The sequence below is a fragment of the Parasphingorhabdus sp. W113 genome (genome assembly GCF_055693205.1).
Genome location: NZ_CM146328.1, coordinates 1,748,814 through 1,765,215, shown reverse-complemented (window position 1 = coordinate 1,765,215; position 16,402 = coordinate 1,748,814). Strand labels below are relative to the sequence as shown.

General features: G+C 57.4%; 17 protein-coding genes. 8 read left to right on the top strand and 9 right to left on the bottom strand.

Translation table 11 applies throughout. The annotated features are described in order from the left end of the window. Position 1: 1 nt before the first annotated feature. The 7 genes from hflX to dusB all read right to left on the bottom strand — a co-directional run bounded on the left by hflX (position 2) and on the right by dusB (position 9,271). Positions 2 to 1,297, bottom strand: a complete 1,296-nt coding sequence (hflX, locus tag ACZ1GS_RS08380; RefSeq protein ID WP_472698002.1) for a GTPase HflX — start codon at positions 1,295 to 1,297, stop codon at positions 2 to 4. Next, a complete protein-coding gene (gene hfq / locus ACZ1GS_RS08375) occupies positions 1,294 to 1,797 on the bottom strand; it encodes an RNA chaperone Hfq (protein WP_472698001.1) in 504 nt (167 codons plus the stop codon). The genes hflX and hfq overlap by 4 nt, the downstream gene beginning before the upstream one ends. Positions 1,798 to 1,928: 131 nt before the next feature. Beyond that, on the bottom strand, positions 1,929 to 3,311 hold the full coding sequence (gene ntrX, locus ACZ1GS_RS08370; protein ID WP_472698000.1) for a nitrogen assimilation response regulator NtrX: 1,383 nt from the start codon (positions 3,309 to 3,311) through the stop codon (positions 1,929 to 1,931). Between the two features lie 44 nt (positions 3,312 to 3,355). Continuing rightward, a complete protein-coding gene (locus ACZ1GS_RS08365; protein WP_472697999.1) occupies positions 3,356 to 5,683 on the bottom strand; it encodes a sensor histidine kinase in 2,328 nt (775 codons plus the stop codon). An 83-nt stretch (positions 5,684 to 5,766) separates the two neighbouring features. After that, positions 5,767 to 7,185, bottom strand: coding sequence for a nitrogen regulation protein NR(I) (ntrC, locus tag ACZ1GS_RS08360; RefSeq protein WP_472697998.1), 1,419 nt, complete (start codon positions 7,183 to 7,185; stop codon positions 5,767 to 5,769). Beyond that, positions 7,182 to 8,276, bottom strand: a complete 1,095-nt coding sequence (locus ACZ1GS_RS08355; RefSeq protein ID WP_472697997.1) for a two-component system sensor histidine kinase NtrB — start codon at positions 8,274 to 8,276, stop codon at positions 7,182 to 7,184. The genes ntrC and ACZ1GS_RS08355 overlap by 4 nt, the downstream gene beginning before the upstream one ends. Then, a complete protein-coding gene (gene dusB, locus ACZ1GS_RS08350; protein WP_472697996.1) occupies positions 8,276 to 9,271 on the bottom strand; it encodes a tRNA dihydrouridine synthase DusB in 996 nt (331 codons plus the stop codon). Before dusB ends, ACZ1GS_RS08355 begins: the two co-directional genes overlap by 1 nt. 80 nt (positions 9,272 to 9,351) lie before the next feature. Between dusB and ACZ1GS_RS08345 the strand changes: the two genes are divergently transcribed. Genes ACZ1GS_RS08345 through ACZ1GS_RS08335 form a run of 3 tightly spaced genes read left to right on the top strand, consistent with a single transcriptional unit; the run spans position 9,352 to position 11,602 of the window. After that, positions 9,352 to 10,542 carry a bifunctional 2-C-methyl-D-erythritol 4-phosphate cytidylyltransferase/2-C-methyl-D-erythritol 2,4-cyclodiphosphate synthase gene (locus tag ACZ1GS_RS08345; protein WP_472697995.1) on the top strand — a complete coding sequence of 397 codons (1,191 nt, stop codon included), beginning with the start codon at positions 9,352 to 9,354 and terminating at the stop codon, positions 10,540 to 10,542. 6 nt (positions 10,543 to 10,548) lie between these two features. Next, positions 10,549 to 11,067, top strand: a complete 519-nt coding sequence (locus ACZ1GS_RS08340; RefSeq protein WP_472697994.1) for a hypothetical protein — start codon at positions 10,549 to 10,551, stop codon at positions 11,065 to 11,067. 19 nt (positions 11,068 to 11,086) lie between these two features. Then, positions 11,087 to 11,602 carry a CinA family protein gene (locus ACZ1GS_RS08335; protein ID WP_472697993.1) on the top strand — a complete coding sequence of 172 codons (516 nt, stop codon included), beginning with the start codon at positions 11,087 to 11,089 and terminating at the stop codon, positions 11,600 to 11,602. Here the strand turns inward: ACZ1GS_RS08335 and ACZ1GS_RS08330 are convergent. Beyond that, positions 11,551 to 12,039, bottom strand: coding sequence for a type II toxin-antitoxin system RatA family toxin (locus ACZ1GS_RS08330; protein WP_472697992.1), 489 nt, complete (start codon positions 12,037 to 12,039; stop codon positions 11,551 to 11,553). The two genes, ACZ1GS_RS08335 and ACZ1GS_RS08330, sit on opposite strands and share 52 nt — an antisense overlap. Beyond that, positions 12,026 to 12,982 (bottom strand): lipoyl synthase, encoded by a 957-nt coding sequence (lipA, locus tag ACZ1GS_RS08325; RefSeq protein ID WP_472697991.1) that lies wholly within the window; start codon positions 12,980 to 12,982, stop codon positions 12,026 to 12,028. The genes ACZ1GS_RS08330 and lipA overlap by 14 nt, the downstream gene beginning before the upstream one ends. A gap of 84 nt (positions 12,983 to 13,066) precedes the next feature. Between lipA and ACZ1GS_RS08320 the strand changes: the two genes are divergently transcribed. The 5 genes from ACZ1GS_RS08320 to ACZ1GS_RS08300 are packed head-to-tail and all read left to right on the top strand — an operon-like array spanning position 13,067 to position 16,400. Continuing rightward, the gene (locus ACZ1GS_RS08320) at positions 13,067 to 14,041 is read left to right on the top strand and encodes a sodium-dependent bicarbonate transport family permease (RefSeq protein WP_472697990.1); all 975 of its coding nucleotides are present in this window, start codon (positions 13,067 to 13,069) and stop codon (positions 14,039 to 14,041) included. Positions 14,042 to 14,044: 3 nt separating this feature from the next. Continuing rightward, the gene (locus ACZ1GS_RS08315; protein ID WP_472697989.1) at positions 14,045 to 14,356 is read left to right on the top strand and encodes a P-II family nitrogen regulator; all 312 of its coding nucleotides are present in this window, start codon (positions 14,045 to 14,047) and stop codon (positions 14,354 to 14,356) included. Continuing rightward, positions 14,356 to 14,982, top strand: coding sequence for a carbonic anhydrase (locus ACZ1GS_RS08310; RefSeq protein ID WP_472697988.1), 627 nt, complete (start codon positions 14,356 to 14,358; stop codon positions 14,980 to 14,982). Before ACZ1GS_RS08315 ends, ACZ1GS_RS08310 begins: the two co-directional genes overlap by 1 nt. Beyond that, entirely contained in the window at positions 14,979 to 15,605 is a 627-nt protein-coding gene (locus ACZ1GS_RS08305) for a flavin-binding protein (protein WP_472697987.1), read from the top strand. Before ACZ1GS_RS08310 ends, ACZ1GS_RS08305 begins: the two co-directional genes overlap by 4 nt. Positions 15,606 to 15,650: 45 nt before the next feature. Further along, entirely contained in the window at positions 15,651 to 16,400 is a 750-nt protein-coding gene (locus ACZ1GS_RS08300) for an NYN domain-containing protein (protein ID WP_472697986.1), read from the top strand. Positions 16,401 to 16,402: the final 2 nt, after the last annotated feature.

Sequence of the window (16,402 nt, the reverse complement as noted above, 5' to 3'; positions counted from 1 at the left end):
CCTACAAAGCATTATAGCGCCCCCAGTTGCGATGCGACATTTGTACCGACAGGATCAAATCGTCCGCCACTTGTTCGGTTTCCAGCACGCGGCCATTTTCGTGCAACCAGGCCAGGCGTTTGCCATCGCTGACATCAATTTTCACGGTCTCGGTATCATGGTTGCGGGACAAGGTATCGGTGATCATCCCGGTGAGCCGGTCAAGCCCCTCCCCCTTCAAGGCCGAAACCAGACAGACATTGTCCGGGATATGGCGCGGCAATTGCGGAGAATCCATCGCATCTTCATCGATCAAGTCGCACTTGTTCCAGGCTTCAATCACCGGTGTCCCGTCCCCTTCCGCCAGATCGACGCCCAGTTCCATCAATATCTGCTCGACATCCCGCGCCTGGTCATCCCGGGCGACATGGGAGATATCCCGGACATGGATGATGACATCGGCGGCGGTCACTTCTTCCAGGGTCGCGCGAAACGCCGCGACCAACTGGGTTGGCAGGTCGGACACAAAACCGACCGTATCGGAGATGATCGCCTTGTCATAGCCCGGCAACGGAAATTGGCGCATGGTTGGATCGAGGGTCGCAAATAGCAGGTCCTCGGCGAACACATCAGCGCCGGTCAGGCGGTTGAACAAGGTCGATTTGCCGGCATTGGTATAGCCGACCAGCGCAATGACCGGCCACGGGGCCTTTTGCCGCCGGGACCGATGGAGCGTCCGGGTCTTGCGCAGATGCGACAATTCGCGGCGCAGTTTCGCCATCCGATCCCGGATCATCCGCCGATCGGACTCGATCTGGGTCTCGCCGGGGCCACCCAAGAATCCAAAGCCGCCGCGCTGCCGCTCGAGGTGAGTCCAGCTGCGTACAAGCCGTCCGGCCTGATAGTCGAGATGCGCCAGTTCGACCTGCAAACGCCCTTCCGCGGTGGCCGCCCGTTCCCCGAAAATCTCCAAGATCAACCCAGTCCGGTCAATGACCTTGACCTTCAGCGCTTCTTCGAGATTTCTCTGTTGAATCGCGGTTAAGGTCCCGTCGACAATCAGAATATTGGCGTCGTCCTGCGTCAATATCACCTTGATCTGGTCGACCTGCCCGGATCCAAACAATGTCCCGGGCTTGGGAGAGCGGACCGAAAAATGCCGCACCGTGTCCGCTTCAAGCCCGATCGCCAGAGCCAGTCCGGCGGCTTCCTCAAGCCGATAATCCAGGCCATTCTGGCTCAGCGACCCCAGATCGGGGTGCACGATGACCACTTTGTCGGTGGTGCCGTCGAGACCGTCTTTTTCAAAGGGTATCAATCGCTACCGCCATCATTATTATAATCTGCCAGATTGATCGGCCCGCTTGGCTGGATGGTCGAAATGGCATGTTTGTAGACCAGCTGCGCCAGGCCTTCGCGCTCCAGCAGGATGCAAAACAGATCATAGGCCGCCACTTCACCTTGCAACATCACGCCATTGACCAGGAACATCGTCACCGAATCATTGCTGTCGCGAACAGCGGTCAGGAACACCTCTTGCAAGACACCGTTTTTCGCCTTGGATCGCTCCATCAGATCGGCAAAGACCTGCATTTCGAGACTTTGCGACGGCATGATCGTCGAAATGGCGTGCTTGTACACCAGTTGCGACTGGCCATCACGGCGCAGCAACACGGAAAAATTGTCAAACCATGTGACGATGCCCTGCAGCTTCACGCCTTTGACAAGAAACATCGTTACAGGCATTTTCGATTTGCGCAGAGAGTTTAGGAAGAGATCTTGCAAGTTATTTGATTTATCGGTCATTTTGACATCCATTGATTGGCGGTTTTTGGCGACCAACAGGCCGCGTTGCTTTTAAATTTGACGGAAAGGGGGAAGGTCTGGGGAGCCGTCTACCCTGATATATGTCTTCCGATCAAAAGCTACAACCGCAATCGGACGAACCGCTAGTCGACTTCCTGTTTCTTTTTCGCGGTCAGTCCCAGAATCTTCAGTTTCCGATGCAAGGCGGACCGTTCCATCCCGATAAAATTGGCGGTTTTGGAGATATTGCCGGAAAAGCGACGAATCTGAACCTTGAGATATTCCCGCTCGAAGCTCTCGCGGGCTTCTCGCAGCGGCGATCCCATCAGTGACGCCACGCCTTGATCAAGATCATCATCATGCCCGAGAATCTCTGCCGGCAGCATCTCGATCTCGATGCGGTCGAAATTGTCCTTGGGCGCCAGGATGATCGTGCGTTCAATCACATTGCGCAGCTGCCGCACATTGCCGGGCCAGTCATAAGCCTGCAACGCCGCCATGGCTTCAGCCGAAATTTCGGGTGGATTGAGCCTTTGATCTGCCGAGAAACGCGCGGAATATTGTTCGACCAGCGTCGGAATGTCTTCCCGCCGCTGGTTAAGCGGCGGCAGTTCCACCGGCACCACGTTGAGACGGTAGAACAGATCCTCACGAAATCGTTTTTCCTGAATCTCCTCGTCCAGATTGCGCGAGGTTGCCGATACGACGCGAACATCAACCTTGACCTTCTGATTGCCCCCGAGGCGCACGAAGCTCTGCTCTGTCAGCACCCGTAAAATCTTGCCCTGGGTATCCAGTGGCATGTCGGCCACTTCATCGATAAACAAAGTGCCGCCATGCGCTTCTTCCATCAGACCGACTTTTTCCACCGCGCCGCCACGTTCGGTGCCAAATAGCTCTTCTTCCACGCTTTCCGGAGACAAGCGAGCCGCGCTGATCGTGACAAAAGGCGCTGTCGCGCGGGTGCTCCAGTTGTGCATCAGGCGCGCCGCGACTTCCTTGCCGACACCGGCAGGCCCGGAGATCAGCAACCGGCTGCCTGTTCCCGCGACTCTTTTCAGAGTTGCCCGAACGGCATTGACCGCCGCGCTGTTGCCGGTCAGTTCATCGGCAAAGCCGACCCGCGCTTTCAAAATCTCATTCTCGCGGCGCAGGCTTTCGGTTTCGGTGGCCCGCGCAACCAGATGCATCAGATGTTCCGCTTCAAACGGTTTCTCGATGAAATCCACCGCACCCTGTGAAATAGCGGCGACCGCGGTATCAATATTGCCATGTCCGGAAATCACGATGACCGGCAGCTTTGCGTCGATCTTCTTGATCTCGGTGAGCAACTCCAAACCGTCAAGGCGCGACCCGCGCAGCCAGACATCGAGCAACACCAGGGAAGGTTTGCGTTCATTGACCGCTGCCAAAGCCGAATCGCTGTCGGCCGCCATGCGGGTTTCATAGCCATCATCTTCCAGAACACCGGAAATCAACTCCCGGATATCAGGTTCATCGTCAACAATCAGAATATCTAACGCCATATTTTTCGACCTCTACATGCGATATTTTCAGGGGGGTTATGCATTCAAACAGGGGGTATTTTCTCGATTCGGGCGGGCTTGTCGTCATCTCCGTCAGGGCGATGAGCGGATCGGGTGACGGTTGTATCCGTTGCCGTTTCGATCACGGCACTGTCGCTATGCAAACGTTCCAGTTTCGATGGGCAGAGCGTAATCCGGACAAGGGTTCCGCCATTTTCGGCATCGGAAAAACCAATATCGCCAAAATGTTCCTCGATAATCTTCTTGACGATCGCCAGCCCCAAACCGGTCCCCTTCTCCCGGGTGGTCATATAGGGCTCGATGATCCGCTCGCGCTCGGCTGGCAAACCGATACCATTATCGTCTAGCTGGACGACGACATCGTCGTCCTGGCGCCGCACCGCCATCGTGATCTGGCCATCGTCCAGCGAGAACCCGTCCGTGGCGTCGACCTTCTGTTCAATGGCCTCGACCGCATTTTTGACAATATTTGTCAGCCCCTGCCCCAATTGGCGACGATCACAGACCAGCGTCAGTTCGGGATCATCGGTATGGAATTCGAAATGGATTTTCGGATGCGCCACTTCCTGGAGGAATACGGCCTGTTTGACGATATCGTTGAGATTTTCGCTGCGGAAAACCGGCTTCGGCATCCGCGCGAAGGAGGAGAATTCGTCGACGATATTGCGCAGGTCGCCAACCTGGCGGACAATGGTCGCGGTCAGCTGATCGAATATCGGCCGGCCATCGCCTTCGATTGTCTTGCCAAACCGGCGCTGCAGACGTTCGGCGGCCAGCTGAATCGGCGTCAGCGGGTTCTTGATTTCATGGGCGATCCGGCGGGCCACGTCAGACCAGGCGGCCCGGCGCTGATCGAGCAGCTGCTGGGTGATATCTTCAAAGGTAATCACATGCCCCGATGGGCCGCTGACAATCTTGACCTCCAACGTCCGAATTTCATTGCCAGAGGAGAATTGCATGATCGTTTTCTCAACGCCTTCGGTAATCAGCGCATCAAATTCAGGGGCGATTTCCGAAATCGGCTTGTCGAGCAAATCCTCGCTTTCCTTCGCCAGCAAGGCCTGTGCCCGCGAATTGATCAGGCGCAGCTCACCCGCCCCGTTCAGACTGATAATGCCGGCGGTGACCGATTCCAGTACCGTTTCAATAAACGCGCGCCGGCTGCCCAGTTGATCATTGGCGGTCAGCAGCGCGGTTGTCTGGGTTTCGAGCCGCTCGGTCATCCGGTTAAACGCGCGCCCCAATGTCCCAATCTCGTCCTTGTCCGTCGGACTGGGCACCCGCGTCGCGAGATCGCCTTCGGTAATCCGTTTGGCCGCGTGCACCAGTTCGCCGACCGGGCGGACCATGCGATCGGCCACAACCAGCGCGATCCACAGCGCCAGACCGACGATCAGCAAGGACACAAAAAACAGCGCTATATTAAACTGCAGCTGAAGACCGCGTGATCGGGAAAACAGATCATCATAATCCTTCAGCACGTCTTTTGCCCGCTGCCACTGACTCAGCGCCAGCATGTCGGAATCCCGGGCAGCATAGAGGAATATCCGGGCCTCGCGATCAAGCGCGGTCACCGCTTCAATCTTGTTGGGGCCGGCGGTAATGACATAATCCTCGCCGCCGGTCAGCCGTTCAACCATATTGGTCGTCAGTTTCGATGCCTGGTCCTGATCATCCGGGTCAACCGCAGCAGCGGTGCGGGCAATCCCGTCGTCGCCAAATTCGATGATCGCCGACTCGTTCAGCTTGCGGGTCACCACCTGGAACACGTAGGCTTCGGCAAATTCCGGGCTGTCGATCCGATATTCCGTCAGAAAATTACGCAAATCGCCTGCCATGGTCGTGGTTTCACGGCCGACATCCCGCTGATTCTGGTCATAATAGCCCCGCGCCAGATCATTGGCATTTTCCAGCATGCCTCGCGCCCGATCGGAGAACCAGAATTCCACGCCATATTGAAATAATAGCGACGCGAAAATGACCACCAGCAACATCGGAACGCTGGCGACCAGCGAAAACAGCGCGACCAGACGCACATGCAATCGGCCACTGCTGCCCACGGCGGACTTGGCCGCCCTGCCCTTTGCAATGCGGCGACCGAACAGAACCAGCAATATGATCGCCGGAATAAGATTGCCCACCAGCAAGGCGGCCGTGAGCGGCGGTGAAATCAAGTCGGTGGTATCGGATTGTCCGCTCAGGAAAAAATAGGTTCCCGCAATCATCAAGGCAAAAGCCACGATAACCGCCCATTCCACACGTTTCATCGCGCGGTCATTTTCAGCAAACAAAGACAGCCGCCGCAACCAATTGGGTGTTCGCTTTTCAAAAGGGGGCTGCGGTGCGTTCATTGTGATCCTGATACAACAGAATCGTGATAAAAACAGCACAAATGGAGCATAAATGTCACGCTCTGCCGAGCAACATCTTCGCTTTATCGTGTCTGGGCTGGATCAATATCATATTCAGTGAGTTTTTTCCGCAACGTATTGCGGTTTATGCCCAACATCGTCGCCGCCTTGATCTGGTTGCCCTGCACCCGCCGCAAAACCTCTTCCAGCAGCGGTTTTTCAAATTTGGCCAGGGCGCGAACATAGAGCGAGGTCCCGCTGCCGTCCTCCTCGACCATGTCGATCGCCAGCGCCCGCACCTGATCGGCGAACCCCGCTTCGACCTCCTCGTCCTGACTGCCAGCATTTTCCGACTGCAAAATCTGTTGCACGACAGCAGCCGACAATTCTTCTTCCCGGGCGGTGACCACCAACCGGTAGATCAGGTTCTTGAGTTCCCGGACATTGCCGCGCCAGGGGTGCCGAACCAGCGTTTCCGCTGCCTCCGGTGCCAATATCTTGGCGGGCAACCCTTCGGCAGCCGCCAGTTTGATGAAATGATTGGCCAAGGCCGGAATGTCGCTCGACCGGTTGCGCAGCGGCGGCAGGGCAATCGGCACCACGTTGATCCGGTAATAGAGATCTTCCCGGAAGACGCCTTTTTCAATCAGCGCGGGAATATCCTTGTTGGTCGCAGCGACAATTCGGACGTCGAGCTTGATCAGCCCTTTGCCACCCACGCGGTTAATTTCGCCGGATTGCAAAGCCCGCAGCAGACGGGTCTGCGCGTGCATCGGCATGTCGCCAATCTCGTCGAGAAACAGCGTGCCGCCCTGCGCCTGTTCGAATTTCCCGGCGGCGCTGCTGATCGCGCCGGTAAACGCGCCCTTTTCATGACCAAAAAGCTCGGCCTCGATCAGATCGGTCGGGATGGCGGCCATGTTGACCGCGATAAACGGTCCGGCCTTGCGATGTCCAAGATTGTGAATGGCTTCGGCCACCAATTCTTTCCCGGTTCCCGATTCCCCGAGCACCAGCACAGAGAGATCATTGCGCAACAGCCGGGCAATCATCCGGTAGACATCCTGCATTTCCGGGCTGCGGCCGACCAGCGGCATGGTTTCCTCGTCGCTGTCATCAGCAACCCGAGCCTTGCTGCGCGGTTTCATCGCCTGCTGCACAACCTCGACCAGTTCATCGAGATCAAACGGTTTCGGGAAATATTCAAACGCGCCGGTTTCAGAGGCCCGGACCGCCGTATTGAGGGTATTCTGGGCCGATATCACAATGATCGGCAAATCCGGATCACGGGCTTTTACGGCATCCAGAGTGGCGATTCCGTCGGCATCCCCCAAGCCGACATCGGTAATCAGCAGGTCAAATCGCTCACTGGCCAGCAAGGTATCGCGCTCTTCGACCGACGCGCAACTGACCACCGTCATGCCTTCGGCCTTTAACGTTGTCGAAATGATGTGACTGACCGACGGGTCGTCTTCTACCAGCAAAATGGTCTGCTTCGTCATGATTGCCTCCGGCCTGCCACAGGCAGGAACAATATGAACTGGCTGAGCCCGGTCTTGGTGTTTCGTTCATAGCGGACGCGGCCATTCATATCGGTGATCAGCTTGCGCACCAGCGCCAGGCCCAAGCCCTGTCCATGGGCCTTGGTCGAGACAAAGGGCGCAAATATGTCGCGCTCCAGATCAACCGGCACGCCCGGTCCGTTGTCGCGAACAATGATTTCGACCGGCAGGCGCACCGCCTGATCCCCGTCCGGCGCGGAAAAAGATGCGCCGAAACTATAGCGGGTGATCACGGCTATGCTCGGGTTTTCGGTGTTCCGCGTCGCATCAACCGCGTTGGACAGCAGGTTGAACAATATCTGCATCAGCGCGTCGGGATTGGCCAGAACCTCCGGAATCGACGGATCGAAATCATCCGCGATCTTGAGGTGGCCTTTGGCAGCAGCCTCGATCGATTGGCGCGCCACATCGATCAACGCATGGATATTGGTCGGTTGCACTTTTGCGGGCTGGTTGGCCGAAAGGCTCTGCATCTGGTCTATCAGCTTGGCGATCCGCTCCACTTCCGACTGGATCATCTGGGTCAAGGGTTTTTGATCCTCCCCCAGCGACCGGTTCAGCAGCTGAGCAGCGCCTTTGATGGCAGCCAGCGGATTCTTGATTTCATGACCAAGAATATCCGGGGCCCGTATCGAAAAATCGCTCGGATCCAGGGCTTCTCGCTCCATTGAAGGTCCGTCTGTCGGCAAGGGCGAAATCGCCATGACGCGCCATTCCGGTTCATTGGGCAAGACCTGGATCCTAAGATCAACCAGCTTGTTCTTCTGATCCTTGGTCACAATATCGGTGCGCCGCGCAACCAGATTGGACGCGCCGTCCCGCAAAGCCGATTGCAATCGGTCATCCTGAAAATGAAAAACCGAATCAACCGGCTGATCGACGACATGTTTCGCGCTGGTGCCGACAAAATTCTCTGCCGCCGGATTCATCGCGCGCACCTTGTGGTCGCGATCAATCAGCAACAACGCATCAGGCAAACCCGCGAAGATCTGCTCCGCAGACGGCATCTGGGCAGCCGAATCCGCCACCATCAAGCGGCGGCTTTGTTCAGCCAGGGCGCATAAAAATCGCTAAGCATCGCGATCACCTTGGCGGGATCGACTTCCTTGTTCGCTTGATTGCGGAACTCGGCCGAGCCGGGCAAGCCCTTGGTATACCAGCCAATATGCTTGCGGGCGATTTTGACCCCAATATCCTCACCATAATGGTTGAGCATGTCGCGATAATGTTCTTCGAGAACCGCATATTGCGTCGGCAGGTCGGGATCGGGCAGCAATTCTCCGGTTGCGAACCAGTGCATCACCTGCCCGAGCAACCAGGGCTTGCCATAAGCCCCGCGGCCAATCATCAGGCCGTCGGCCCCGCTATCGGCCAGCGCCTGCTCGCAATCGGCGATGGTGCAGATATCGCCATTGGCAATGACCGGAACCGAAACCGCCTCTTTTACCGAGCGAATAAATTTCCAGTCCGCACTGCCCTTGTACATCTGACAGCGCGTGCGGCCGTGAACGGTGATCATTTTCGCACCAAGATCTTCGGCAATATGCGCCAGCTCGGGTGCGTTGAGGCTGGCATGGTCCCAGCCCATCCGCATTTTGACGGTCACCGGCACGTCGACCGCAGCAACCGTGGCCTTGATCAACGCCGCTGCCAGCGGCAGGTCCCGCATCAGCGCCGAGCCGGCATCACCATTGACCACTTTCTTGACCGGGCAGCCCATATTGATATCGATAATCTGCGCCCCACGATCGGCATTGAGCTTGGCAGCTTCGGCCATGGCATCCGGGCAGCATCCGGCCAATTGCATCGAAACCGGTTCCTCGATCGGGTCCCACGCGCATTTCTGCAGCGATTGACGGGTTTCACGGATCATCGCCTGGCTGGCGATCATCTCGGTGACATTGAGGCCCGACCCGAACCGCCGCACCAATTTACGGAACGGCAAATCGGTCACGCCGGTCATCGGCGCGAGCAATACCGGGCTATCGATGGTGATCTGGTCGATCGCAATGGGATTCAAAGTCATGTCATACTGCCTAAAATTTAAGCAGCCTTTATCGTCAAAGCGGCTGGCAGGCAAGATATCCTTGGGCTAGATGGTCCATAATGTCTGATTCTGGCACCCTTTCCGGCAAAACATCCCGCAGCACCGGCGCGATAATCGTGGCGGCGGGTAGCGGCACCCGATCGGGGCTCGATCGCCCCAAGCAATATGAACCGATCGACGGGGTGCCGATGATCCGCCATAGCGTCGCCGCCATGCTGGCTCATCCGGCGATTGCGCATCTCTGGGTCGTCATTGGTGCCGGCCAGGAAGAACTGATCGCGGAAGCGCTCAACGGATTGTCGCCCTATACGGTCGTTCTCGGCGGCGCCACGCGCCAACAAAGTGTCTTTAACGGATTGGCTGCGGTGCACGCCGAAAGCGCTGCCAGCGCGGTCGATCATATCCTGGTTCATGACGCCGCCCGACCCGTTCTGCCCGCAACCATTATTGATCGCCTGCTCACGGCGCTATCGAGAGAAGATGCCGCCATACCGGTGCTGCCAATGGTCGATACCGTGGTGGCCGCCGAACAGGGTCTTGCTGGCAACACGCTCGATCGCAACGGGATTTGGCGCGTGCAAACCCCGCAGGCCTTCGATTTTGCGAAATTATATGCGGTGCATCGCGCCGCAAAGGCAGACGGCAATGCCAGCGACGATGCGCAATTGTTTCGCGCCGCGGGCCATCCCGTTGCGGTAATTGACGGCGATGAACGCTTGAAGAAATATACCACACCATCAGATTTTGCAGAAAAGACACGGGATATTATGCCGCAGATACGCACCGGAATGGGATATGACGTCCATCAGCTCGTTGCCGGCGAAGAGCTTTGGCTTGGTGGCCTCCAGATTGCCCATGACAAGGGCCTGGCCGGCCATAGCGATGCCGATGTACTGCTTCACGCCCTGACCGACGCGCTGCTGGGCGCGGCCGGTGCCGGCGATATTGGCGATCATTTCCCGCCATCGGACCCCCAATGGCGGGGCGCCGCGTCCCATCTTTTTGTCGAACATGCCGCTCTGGTCATCAAACAGAAAGGTGCAAGCATAAATAATGTCGACATGACCGTGATCTGCGAAGCGCCCAAAATCAAACCCCATCGCGCGGCCATTCGCCAGAACATCGCAGATATGTTAGGAATTTCGCTCGATCAGGTCAGTGTGAAGGCCACCACGACCGAACGTCTTGGTTTCACCGGACGCGCGGAAGGCATCGCGGCGCAGGCTATTGCCACCATCAGCATGGAGTAAAGTATAATGTTCAAACCCTTGATGACCGCCGCCGCCATCGCGGCCCTCGCCAACAGCGCCTCACTGCAGGCTGCCGAAGCCAATCGCTGTATCAGCGTCGCCGAAGCGGAAGCGCTGGTTACCTATGTGTTGCCGCTGGCGATCAACACCGCCCAGAGCCAATGCGGCGACCAGTTGCCGCCAGTCGCGCCACTGATGCAAGAGGAGTCGGACCAATATGAAGATTTCGTCTCGGCTTCCGACCAAGCCTGGCCAGCGGCACGCGGCGTGATTGGCGTCTTGGCCGGCGACAAGCTGCCTGAAGGGATGGACATGGACAGTTTGCGGCCCATGGTCGATGCCATGATACCCGCGATGCTGGCCAAGGAAATCAAGCCGGGCACCTGCGGCACGATTGATCAGGTTTACGGCTTGCTAGGGCCGCTCCCTGCGGAAAATATCTCCAGCCTGGTGGTGATGTTGATGCAGCTTGGGCAAAACGAGGAAAAGCAACGTCCGTTCAATATTTGCAAAGTCGAACAATAGGGTCTAACCGGCGCGTCCTATGCAAAACCTCTTACCTCAGGAACTGGTGGATCTGGCGCAGAAAGTCGTCGACTCCAACCATGATATAGGCCGCCGGGTGGCCGTGGCCGAAAGCTGTACCGGCGGGCTGGTCGCTGCCGCACTGACCGAAATTCCTGGCAGCAGCGCGGTTTTTGAATGCGGTTTCAACACCTATTCCAATGAAGCCAAGCATAATCTGCTCGATGTGAGCGACGATCTGCTCGAAACCTTCGGTGCGGTCTCCATCGCGGTGGCGTGGGACATGGCGCAAGGCGCTCTCGCGAAATCAGGATGCGATGTGGCTGTGGCGATTACCGGTGTGGCTGGCCCGGATGGCGGAACCGACAAGAAGCCGGTCGGTACCGTGGTGTTCGCCAAGGCCGAAAAAGGCAAGAACGTCGAGGATGTGGTTGCCGATCGCCATAATTTGGGTGCCGACAAAAGCCGTGCCGACATTCGACTTCAGGCGGCGTTGGTGGCGCTGGAGCTGTTATTGCCGGACGGGGCTTCATAGTCTTTGCCATAGATTGTTTCTGCACGATCGACAAAGGCGCTCGTCATCTTGTGCAGGGCCTTGGCAAACATCTGACCGGCGAGCTTTTCAAACATCCGGTTCTTGAACGTAAAGTTGACGTAAAATTCAACCGAACTGCCGCCATTTTCATGATCGCGGAATATCCATTCATTGTGCAATTGTTTGAGCGGCCCATCCAGATAGTCGACCTCGATTGTCCGCTGGGCGGCATTTTTCACCACCCGTGACGTGAATTGCTCGCGCAGGCCCTTGAACCCGACAATCATGTCCGCCACCATTTCCGTATCGCTGTTGGTCCGGATTCGGGTGCCAACCACCCACGGCAGAAATTCCTCATACCGGCCCACGTCGGCGACCAGCGCATACATCTGGCTCGCGCTGTAAGGCAGCTCGCGGGTTTCTCTATGCGCTGGCATCAGCGGAGGCCGCTTCCTTGGCCAGCTTTGCGTCGCGAGCCGCCTGCATTTTCGCGAAATCATCGCCGGCATGATAGCTCGAACGGGTCAGCGGGCTGGAGGCCACCAGCAGGAAGCCCTTGGCGCGACCAATGGCGGCATAGGCATCAAAGGCCTGTGGGGTCACAAATTCCTCGACATTGGCATGTTTGGGCGTCGGTTGCAGATATTGGCCCATGGTCATGAAATCAATATCGGCCGAGCGCATGTCGTCCATCACCTGATGCACTTCAAGCCGCTGTTCCCCCAAACCCAGCATGATGCCGGATTTGGTAAAGATTGACGGATCAAGCCGCTTGACCTGTTCCAGCAGACGCAAGGATGCATAATAGCGCGCGCCGGGCCGGATGGTGGGATAGAGCCGCGGCACGGTTTCCAGATTGTGATTGTACACATCGGGCCGGGCGGTGACGATCGCTTCGATCGCAGCATCCGCCTTGTTACGGAAATCGGGCGTCAATATTTCGATAGTGGTGTTGGGCGTTGTCCGGCGCAGCGCCTCGATCACTTGGACAAACTGGCTGGCGCCACCGTCGGGCAAGTCATCCCGGTCCACCGAGGTGATCACAATATGCTCCAGACCCAGCTTCGCCGCGGCATCAGCAGTGTGCTGCGGTTCCAGTGGGTCGACCCGCAACGGCATGCCAGTTTTCACATTGCAGAAAGCGCAAGCCCGCGTGCACACATCCCCAAGGATCATCACCGTCGCATGTTTCTTGGTCCAGCACTCACCGATATTCGGGCAGGCTGCCTCTTCGCACACCGTGTTCAGCTTGTGCTCGCGCATCAATTTGCGGGTTTCTTCAAAACCCTTGCCCATCGGTGCCTTGACGCGAATCCAGTCGGGTTTGCGTTGGCGGACGGGCTTTCCAGAGGGAGCTGGAATTTTGGTGATCTCGTTCATTATTATCAAATAGCGACGACCAGGCGACTTGCCAACCGCGATATGCCTGCTAATTCAATAGGGGTAGTCACATATTGGACCGCCATGATCATTGACACACTGACTTCGCCAGTCATTCTCTTCTTCATTCTCGGCTTTTTTGCGGCCGTGATCCGATCCGACCTGGCCATTCCGGAAGCCTTTGCCAAGGCAATGTCCATCTATCTGATGGCCGCCATCGGCCTCAAGGGCGGCGTCGAAGTGGCTTCCACAGGCTTCACCGTCGATCTGGCGGCTGCCGCCGTTTCGGGCGTATTGCTAGGCTTCACGCTCCCGATTCTGGCTTTCTTTCTGCTGCGGTCCTTTGCCAAACTCGGTGCGATTGATGCCGGTGCCGTGGCAGCGCACTATGGATCGGTCAGCGTCGTTACCTTCGTCACGGCGATTGAATTGCTTACCGCACAAGGCCTGGAACCCGACGGCTTCATGGTTGGCGTGATGGCGTTGATGGAAATTCCAGCGATCATTACCGGCCTGCTGCTCGCGCGCGCCTTTTCCGAACGGCTGAAAGATACCAAGACCGCCGGCAATGACGGCAATTCCCATTTGATGCATGAAGTTCTGACCAACGGCTCGGTCATCTTGTTGCTCGGCGCCTTTGTCATCGGCTTTGTCGCCGGCGTCGAAGGCTTTGCCCCAATCAAGCCGCTGTTCGAAGTCGGCTTCAAGGGCGTACTCTGCCTGTTCCTGCTCGACATGGGCCTGATCGCGGCGCGCCGGCTACTCGAAACCCGCAAGATCACCCTTCCGCTGGCAACACTCGGTATCATCCTGCCGGTGATCAACGGCGCGATCGGAACCGTCGTCGGCACGCTGATCGGCCTTGATCCCGGATCCGCCGCCATTTTGGGTGTGCTGTGCGCCAGTGCTTCTTACATTGCGGTCCCCGCAGCCATGCGCCTTGCCTTGCCGCAAGCCGATCCGGGCATCTATCTGGCCATGTCGCTGGGCATCACCTTTCCCTTCAACATCCTGTTCGGCATCTCGCTATTTGCCGCCATCGCAAAATATCTGGGGTAGATCATGGTCGCTACTGTTCAACGCAAACGCATCGAAATTCTGGTCGATAATCCGCTGGTTCCTAAAATTATCGGCTATGCCAAACAGGTCGATATCTCGGGCTGGAGTGTCATCAAGATTGCCTCTGGCGGCGGGCGGGACGGCCGGTGGCAACAGGACGAGGTCAGTGGCGCGGCGGCGAAATCGATCATTTTGATGATCGCCAATGTGGAAAAAGCTGAGCAGTTGACGGACGCGCTGGCGCCGTTACTGGATAGCCACAGCTTGTTATTGACCGTCGCCAATGTGGAGGTGGTCCGGGGGGAACGCTTTTAATGCCAGAATTTCACGCTTTGATCGAAGGGTATCGGCGCTTTAAGGAAGATGCCTATCCCAAGCAGCGCGCGCGCTACGATGCGCTGTCCAAGGACGGACAAGCGCCCCCGATCATGGTTATTTCCTGCTGCGACAGCCGGGTCGACCCGGCGACAATTTTCGACACCGGTCCGGGGCAGATGTTTGCCTTGCGCAATGTCGCCAATCTGGTGCCGCCATATGATCATAGCGGCGGCATGCATGGTGCTTCTGCCGCGATCGAATTTGGCGTCACCGGTCTCAATGTAAAACATATTGTGGTGATGGGCCACGGCCAATGTGGCGGGATCAGCGCGGCCCTGAAAGGCGGCAGCCTTGGTGAATCCGGGCCGAGTTTCATCGACGAATGGATGTCGATCATTGGCGAAGCCCGCGATCAGATTGTTGATAAGAGCCCAGACAACCCTCAACGGGCGCTCGAATTGGAGGCGATCAAGATCAGTCTGCAAAATCTGCGAAGCTTTCCCTTCATCGCTGAGCGCGAGCAACGCGGTGAGATCAAGTTGCATGGCGTCTGGTATGCCATTGGCGAAGCGGTGCTATTCAATCTGGACGAACAAACCGGCGAGTTCGAATCCGTCGAATGAACAGTCAGTCCGACCCGGAATTTTTGGACAGTCTCTCGTTATCACTGGACGAAGCCTGGACCTTGCTGGGCCGCGGTTCGAAAGATCGCAAGTCTCCCCTGCATATGCCCAGCGTCGGTACGGTGGCGCGAGACGGAACCCCGCGCCAACGCATCATGGTTTTGCGCGAAGTGCGCAAAGACCAGCGTTTGCTGCGTTTTCACACCGATGTCCGGGCGGACAAAGTCTCAGATATCGGCGGCGGCGCCCCGATCTCCATCCTCGGCTATCATCCGGCAGCGAAGGTGCAATTGCGATTGACCGGGCACGCCACGATCGAGCAAAACAGCGCCGCTGCCGAAGCCGCCTGGCAAGAATCAACTCTTTATGGCCAACGCTGCTATCTCGCCGAACCGCCGCCGGGGAGTCCGGTATCGGCCCCGACATCAGGCCTGCCGGCCGATCTGGAAGGTGTAAAACCCAGTCCGGAAGACCTCCACCCTGCCCGCCCGAATTTTGCGCTCCTGCTGGCCGTTATTGACCGGATCGAATGGCTCTATCTGGCACATACCGGCCATCGTCGCGCGGCCTATGGCTGGGATCCCGATGCCGACCAGTGGCACGGTGAATGGCTGGTTCCCTGACAAATACCGCTTGAACGGCAGCCACGCGCGGTCCACATGGTGGCGATGAACATAACAAAAATAGACAATATCGCGCTGCTCATCGATTCGGATAATGCCAGCCATAATGGCATTGATCCGGTGCTGACCGCGCTGGCCGAACTGGGCACCGTCAATATTCGCCGCGCCTATGGCAACTGGCGCAAGCAGTCGCTCAAAGGCTGGGTCGATATATTGCACAAATATGGCATCGAGCCCCAGCAGCAGTTTGACATGACCAAAGGCAAGAACGCGACTGACATGAAAATGACCATCGACGCGATGGATCTGCTGTTTCGCGGCAATATCAGCGGCTTCGGCATCATGAGCAGCGATAGCGATTTCATGCCCCTGGCGATGCGCATCCGACAGGAGGGCATTCCGGTTTACGGATTTGGCAGCAAGAAAACGCCGGAAGCCTTTAAACAGGCATGCAGCCGGTTCCTCGATGTTGATGCGTTGATCAAGGCCGGACAGCAACAGCGCGGTCCCGCGAAGAGTGACGTCAAGACGGCAGACACGCCCGAAGCGACCAATGGCAGCGGCGGTGTTGATGACGACCTGCGGGCCTTGCTGATCAACGCCTATAACGCGACAAAGCGCGATACCGAAGGCTATGCGAGCCTCAGCGAAGTCGGCAAGATCGCGGGCAATCGGTCCAGTTTCGATGTGCGCAACTATGGCTATTCGCGGCTGTCTGACATGTTTGAAGATGTTCCCAACTTTCAGACCAAGCGCGACGAGAATGGACAGCTATTCGTCAAACGCCTCCGGTAGCA

What these genes read in the sequence shown, in the direction of transcription:
- ACZ1GS_RS08335 (WP_472697993.1), top strand. Translation starts at nt 11,087, where the DNA reads ATGCAAAACCTCTTACCTCAGGAACTGGTGGATCTGGCGCAGAAAGTC.
- ACZ1GS_RS08345 (WP_472697995.1), top strand. Translation starts at nt 9,352, where the DNA reads ATGTCTGATTCTGGCACCCTTTCCGGCAAAACATCCCGCAGCACCGGC.
- ACZ1GS_RS08355 (WP_472697997.1), bottom strand. Translation starts at nt 8,276, where the DNA reads ATGGTGGCGGATTCGGCTGCCCAGATGCCGTCTGCGGAGCAGATCTTC.
- ACZ1GS_RS08305 (WP_472697987.1), top strand. Translation starts at nt 14,979, where the DNA reads ATGAACAGTCAGTCCGACCCGGAATTTTTGGACAGTCTCTCGTTATCA.
- ntrX (WP_472698000.1), bottom strand. Translation starts at nt 3,311, where the DNA reads ATGGCGTTAGATATTCTGATTGTTGACGATGAACCTGATATCCGGGAG.
- hfq (WP_472698001.1), bottom strand. Translation starts at nt 1,797, where the DNA reads ATGGATGTCAAAATGACCGATAAATCAAATAACTTGCAAGATCTCTTC.
- ACZ1GS_RS08300 (WP_472697986.1), top strand. Translation starts at nt 15,651, where the DNA reads ATGAACATAACAAAAATAGACAATATCGCGCTGCTCATCGATTCGGAT.
- ACZ1GS_RS08320 (WP_472697990.1), top strand. Translation starts at nt 13,067, where the DNA reads ATGATCATTGACACACTGACTTCGCCAGTCATTCTCTTCTTCATTCTC.
- ACZ1GS_RS08340 (WP_472697994.1), top strand. Translation starts at nt 10,549, where the DNA reads ATGTTCAAACCCTTGATGACCGCCGCCGCCATCGCGGCCCTCGCCAAC.
- ACZ1GS_RS08315 (WP_472697989.1), top strand. Translation starts at nt 14,045, where the DNA reads ATGGTCGCTACTGTTCAACGCAAACGCATCGAAATTCTGGTCGATAAT.
- dusB (WP_472697996.1), bottom strand. Translation starts at nt 9,271, where the DNA reads ATGACTTTGAATCCCATTGCGATCGACCAGATCACCATCGATAGCCCG.
- ACZ1GS_RS08310 (WP_472697988.1), top strand. Translation starts at nt 14,356, where the DNA reads ATGCCAGAATTTCACGCTTTGATCGAAGGGTATCGGCGCTTTAAGGAA.
- lipA (WP_472697991.1), bottom strand. Translation starts at nt 12,982, where the DNA reads ATGAACGAGATCACCAAAATTCCAGCTCCCTCTGGAAAGCCCGTCCGC.
- ACZ1GS_RS08365 (WP_472697999.1), bottom strand. Translation starts at nt 5,683, where the DNA reads ATGAACGCACCGCAGCCCCCTTTTGAAAAGCGAACACCCAATTGGTTG.
- ntrC (WP_472697998.1), bottom strand. Translation starts at nt 7,185, where the DNA reads ATGACGAAGCAGACCATTTTGCTGGTAGAAGACGACCCGTCGGTCAGT.
- ACZ1GS_RS08330 (WP_472697992.1), bottom strand. Translation starts at nt 12,039, where the DNA reads ATGCCAGCGCATAGAGAAACCCGCGAGCTGCCTTACAGCGCGAGCCAG.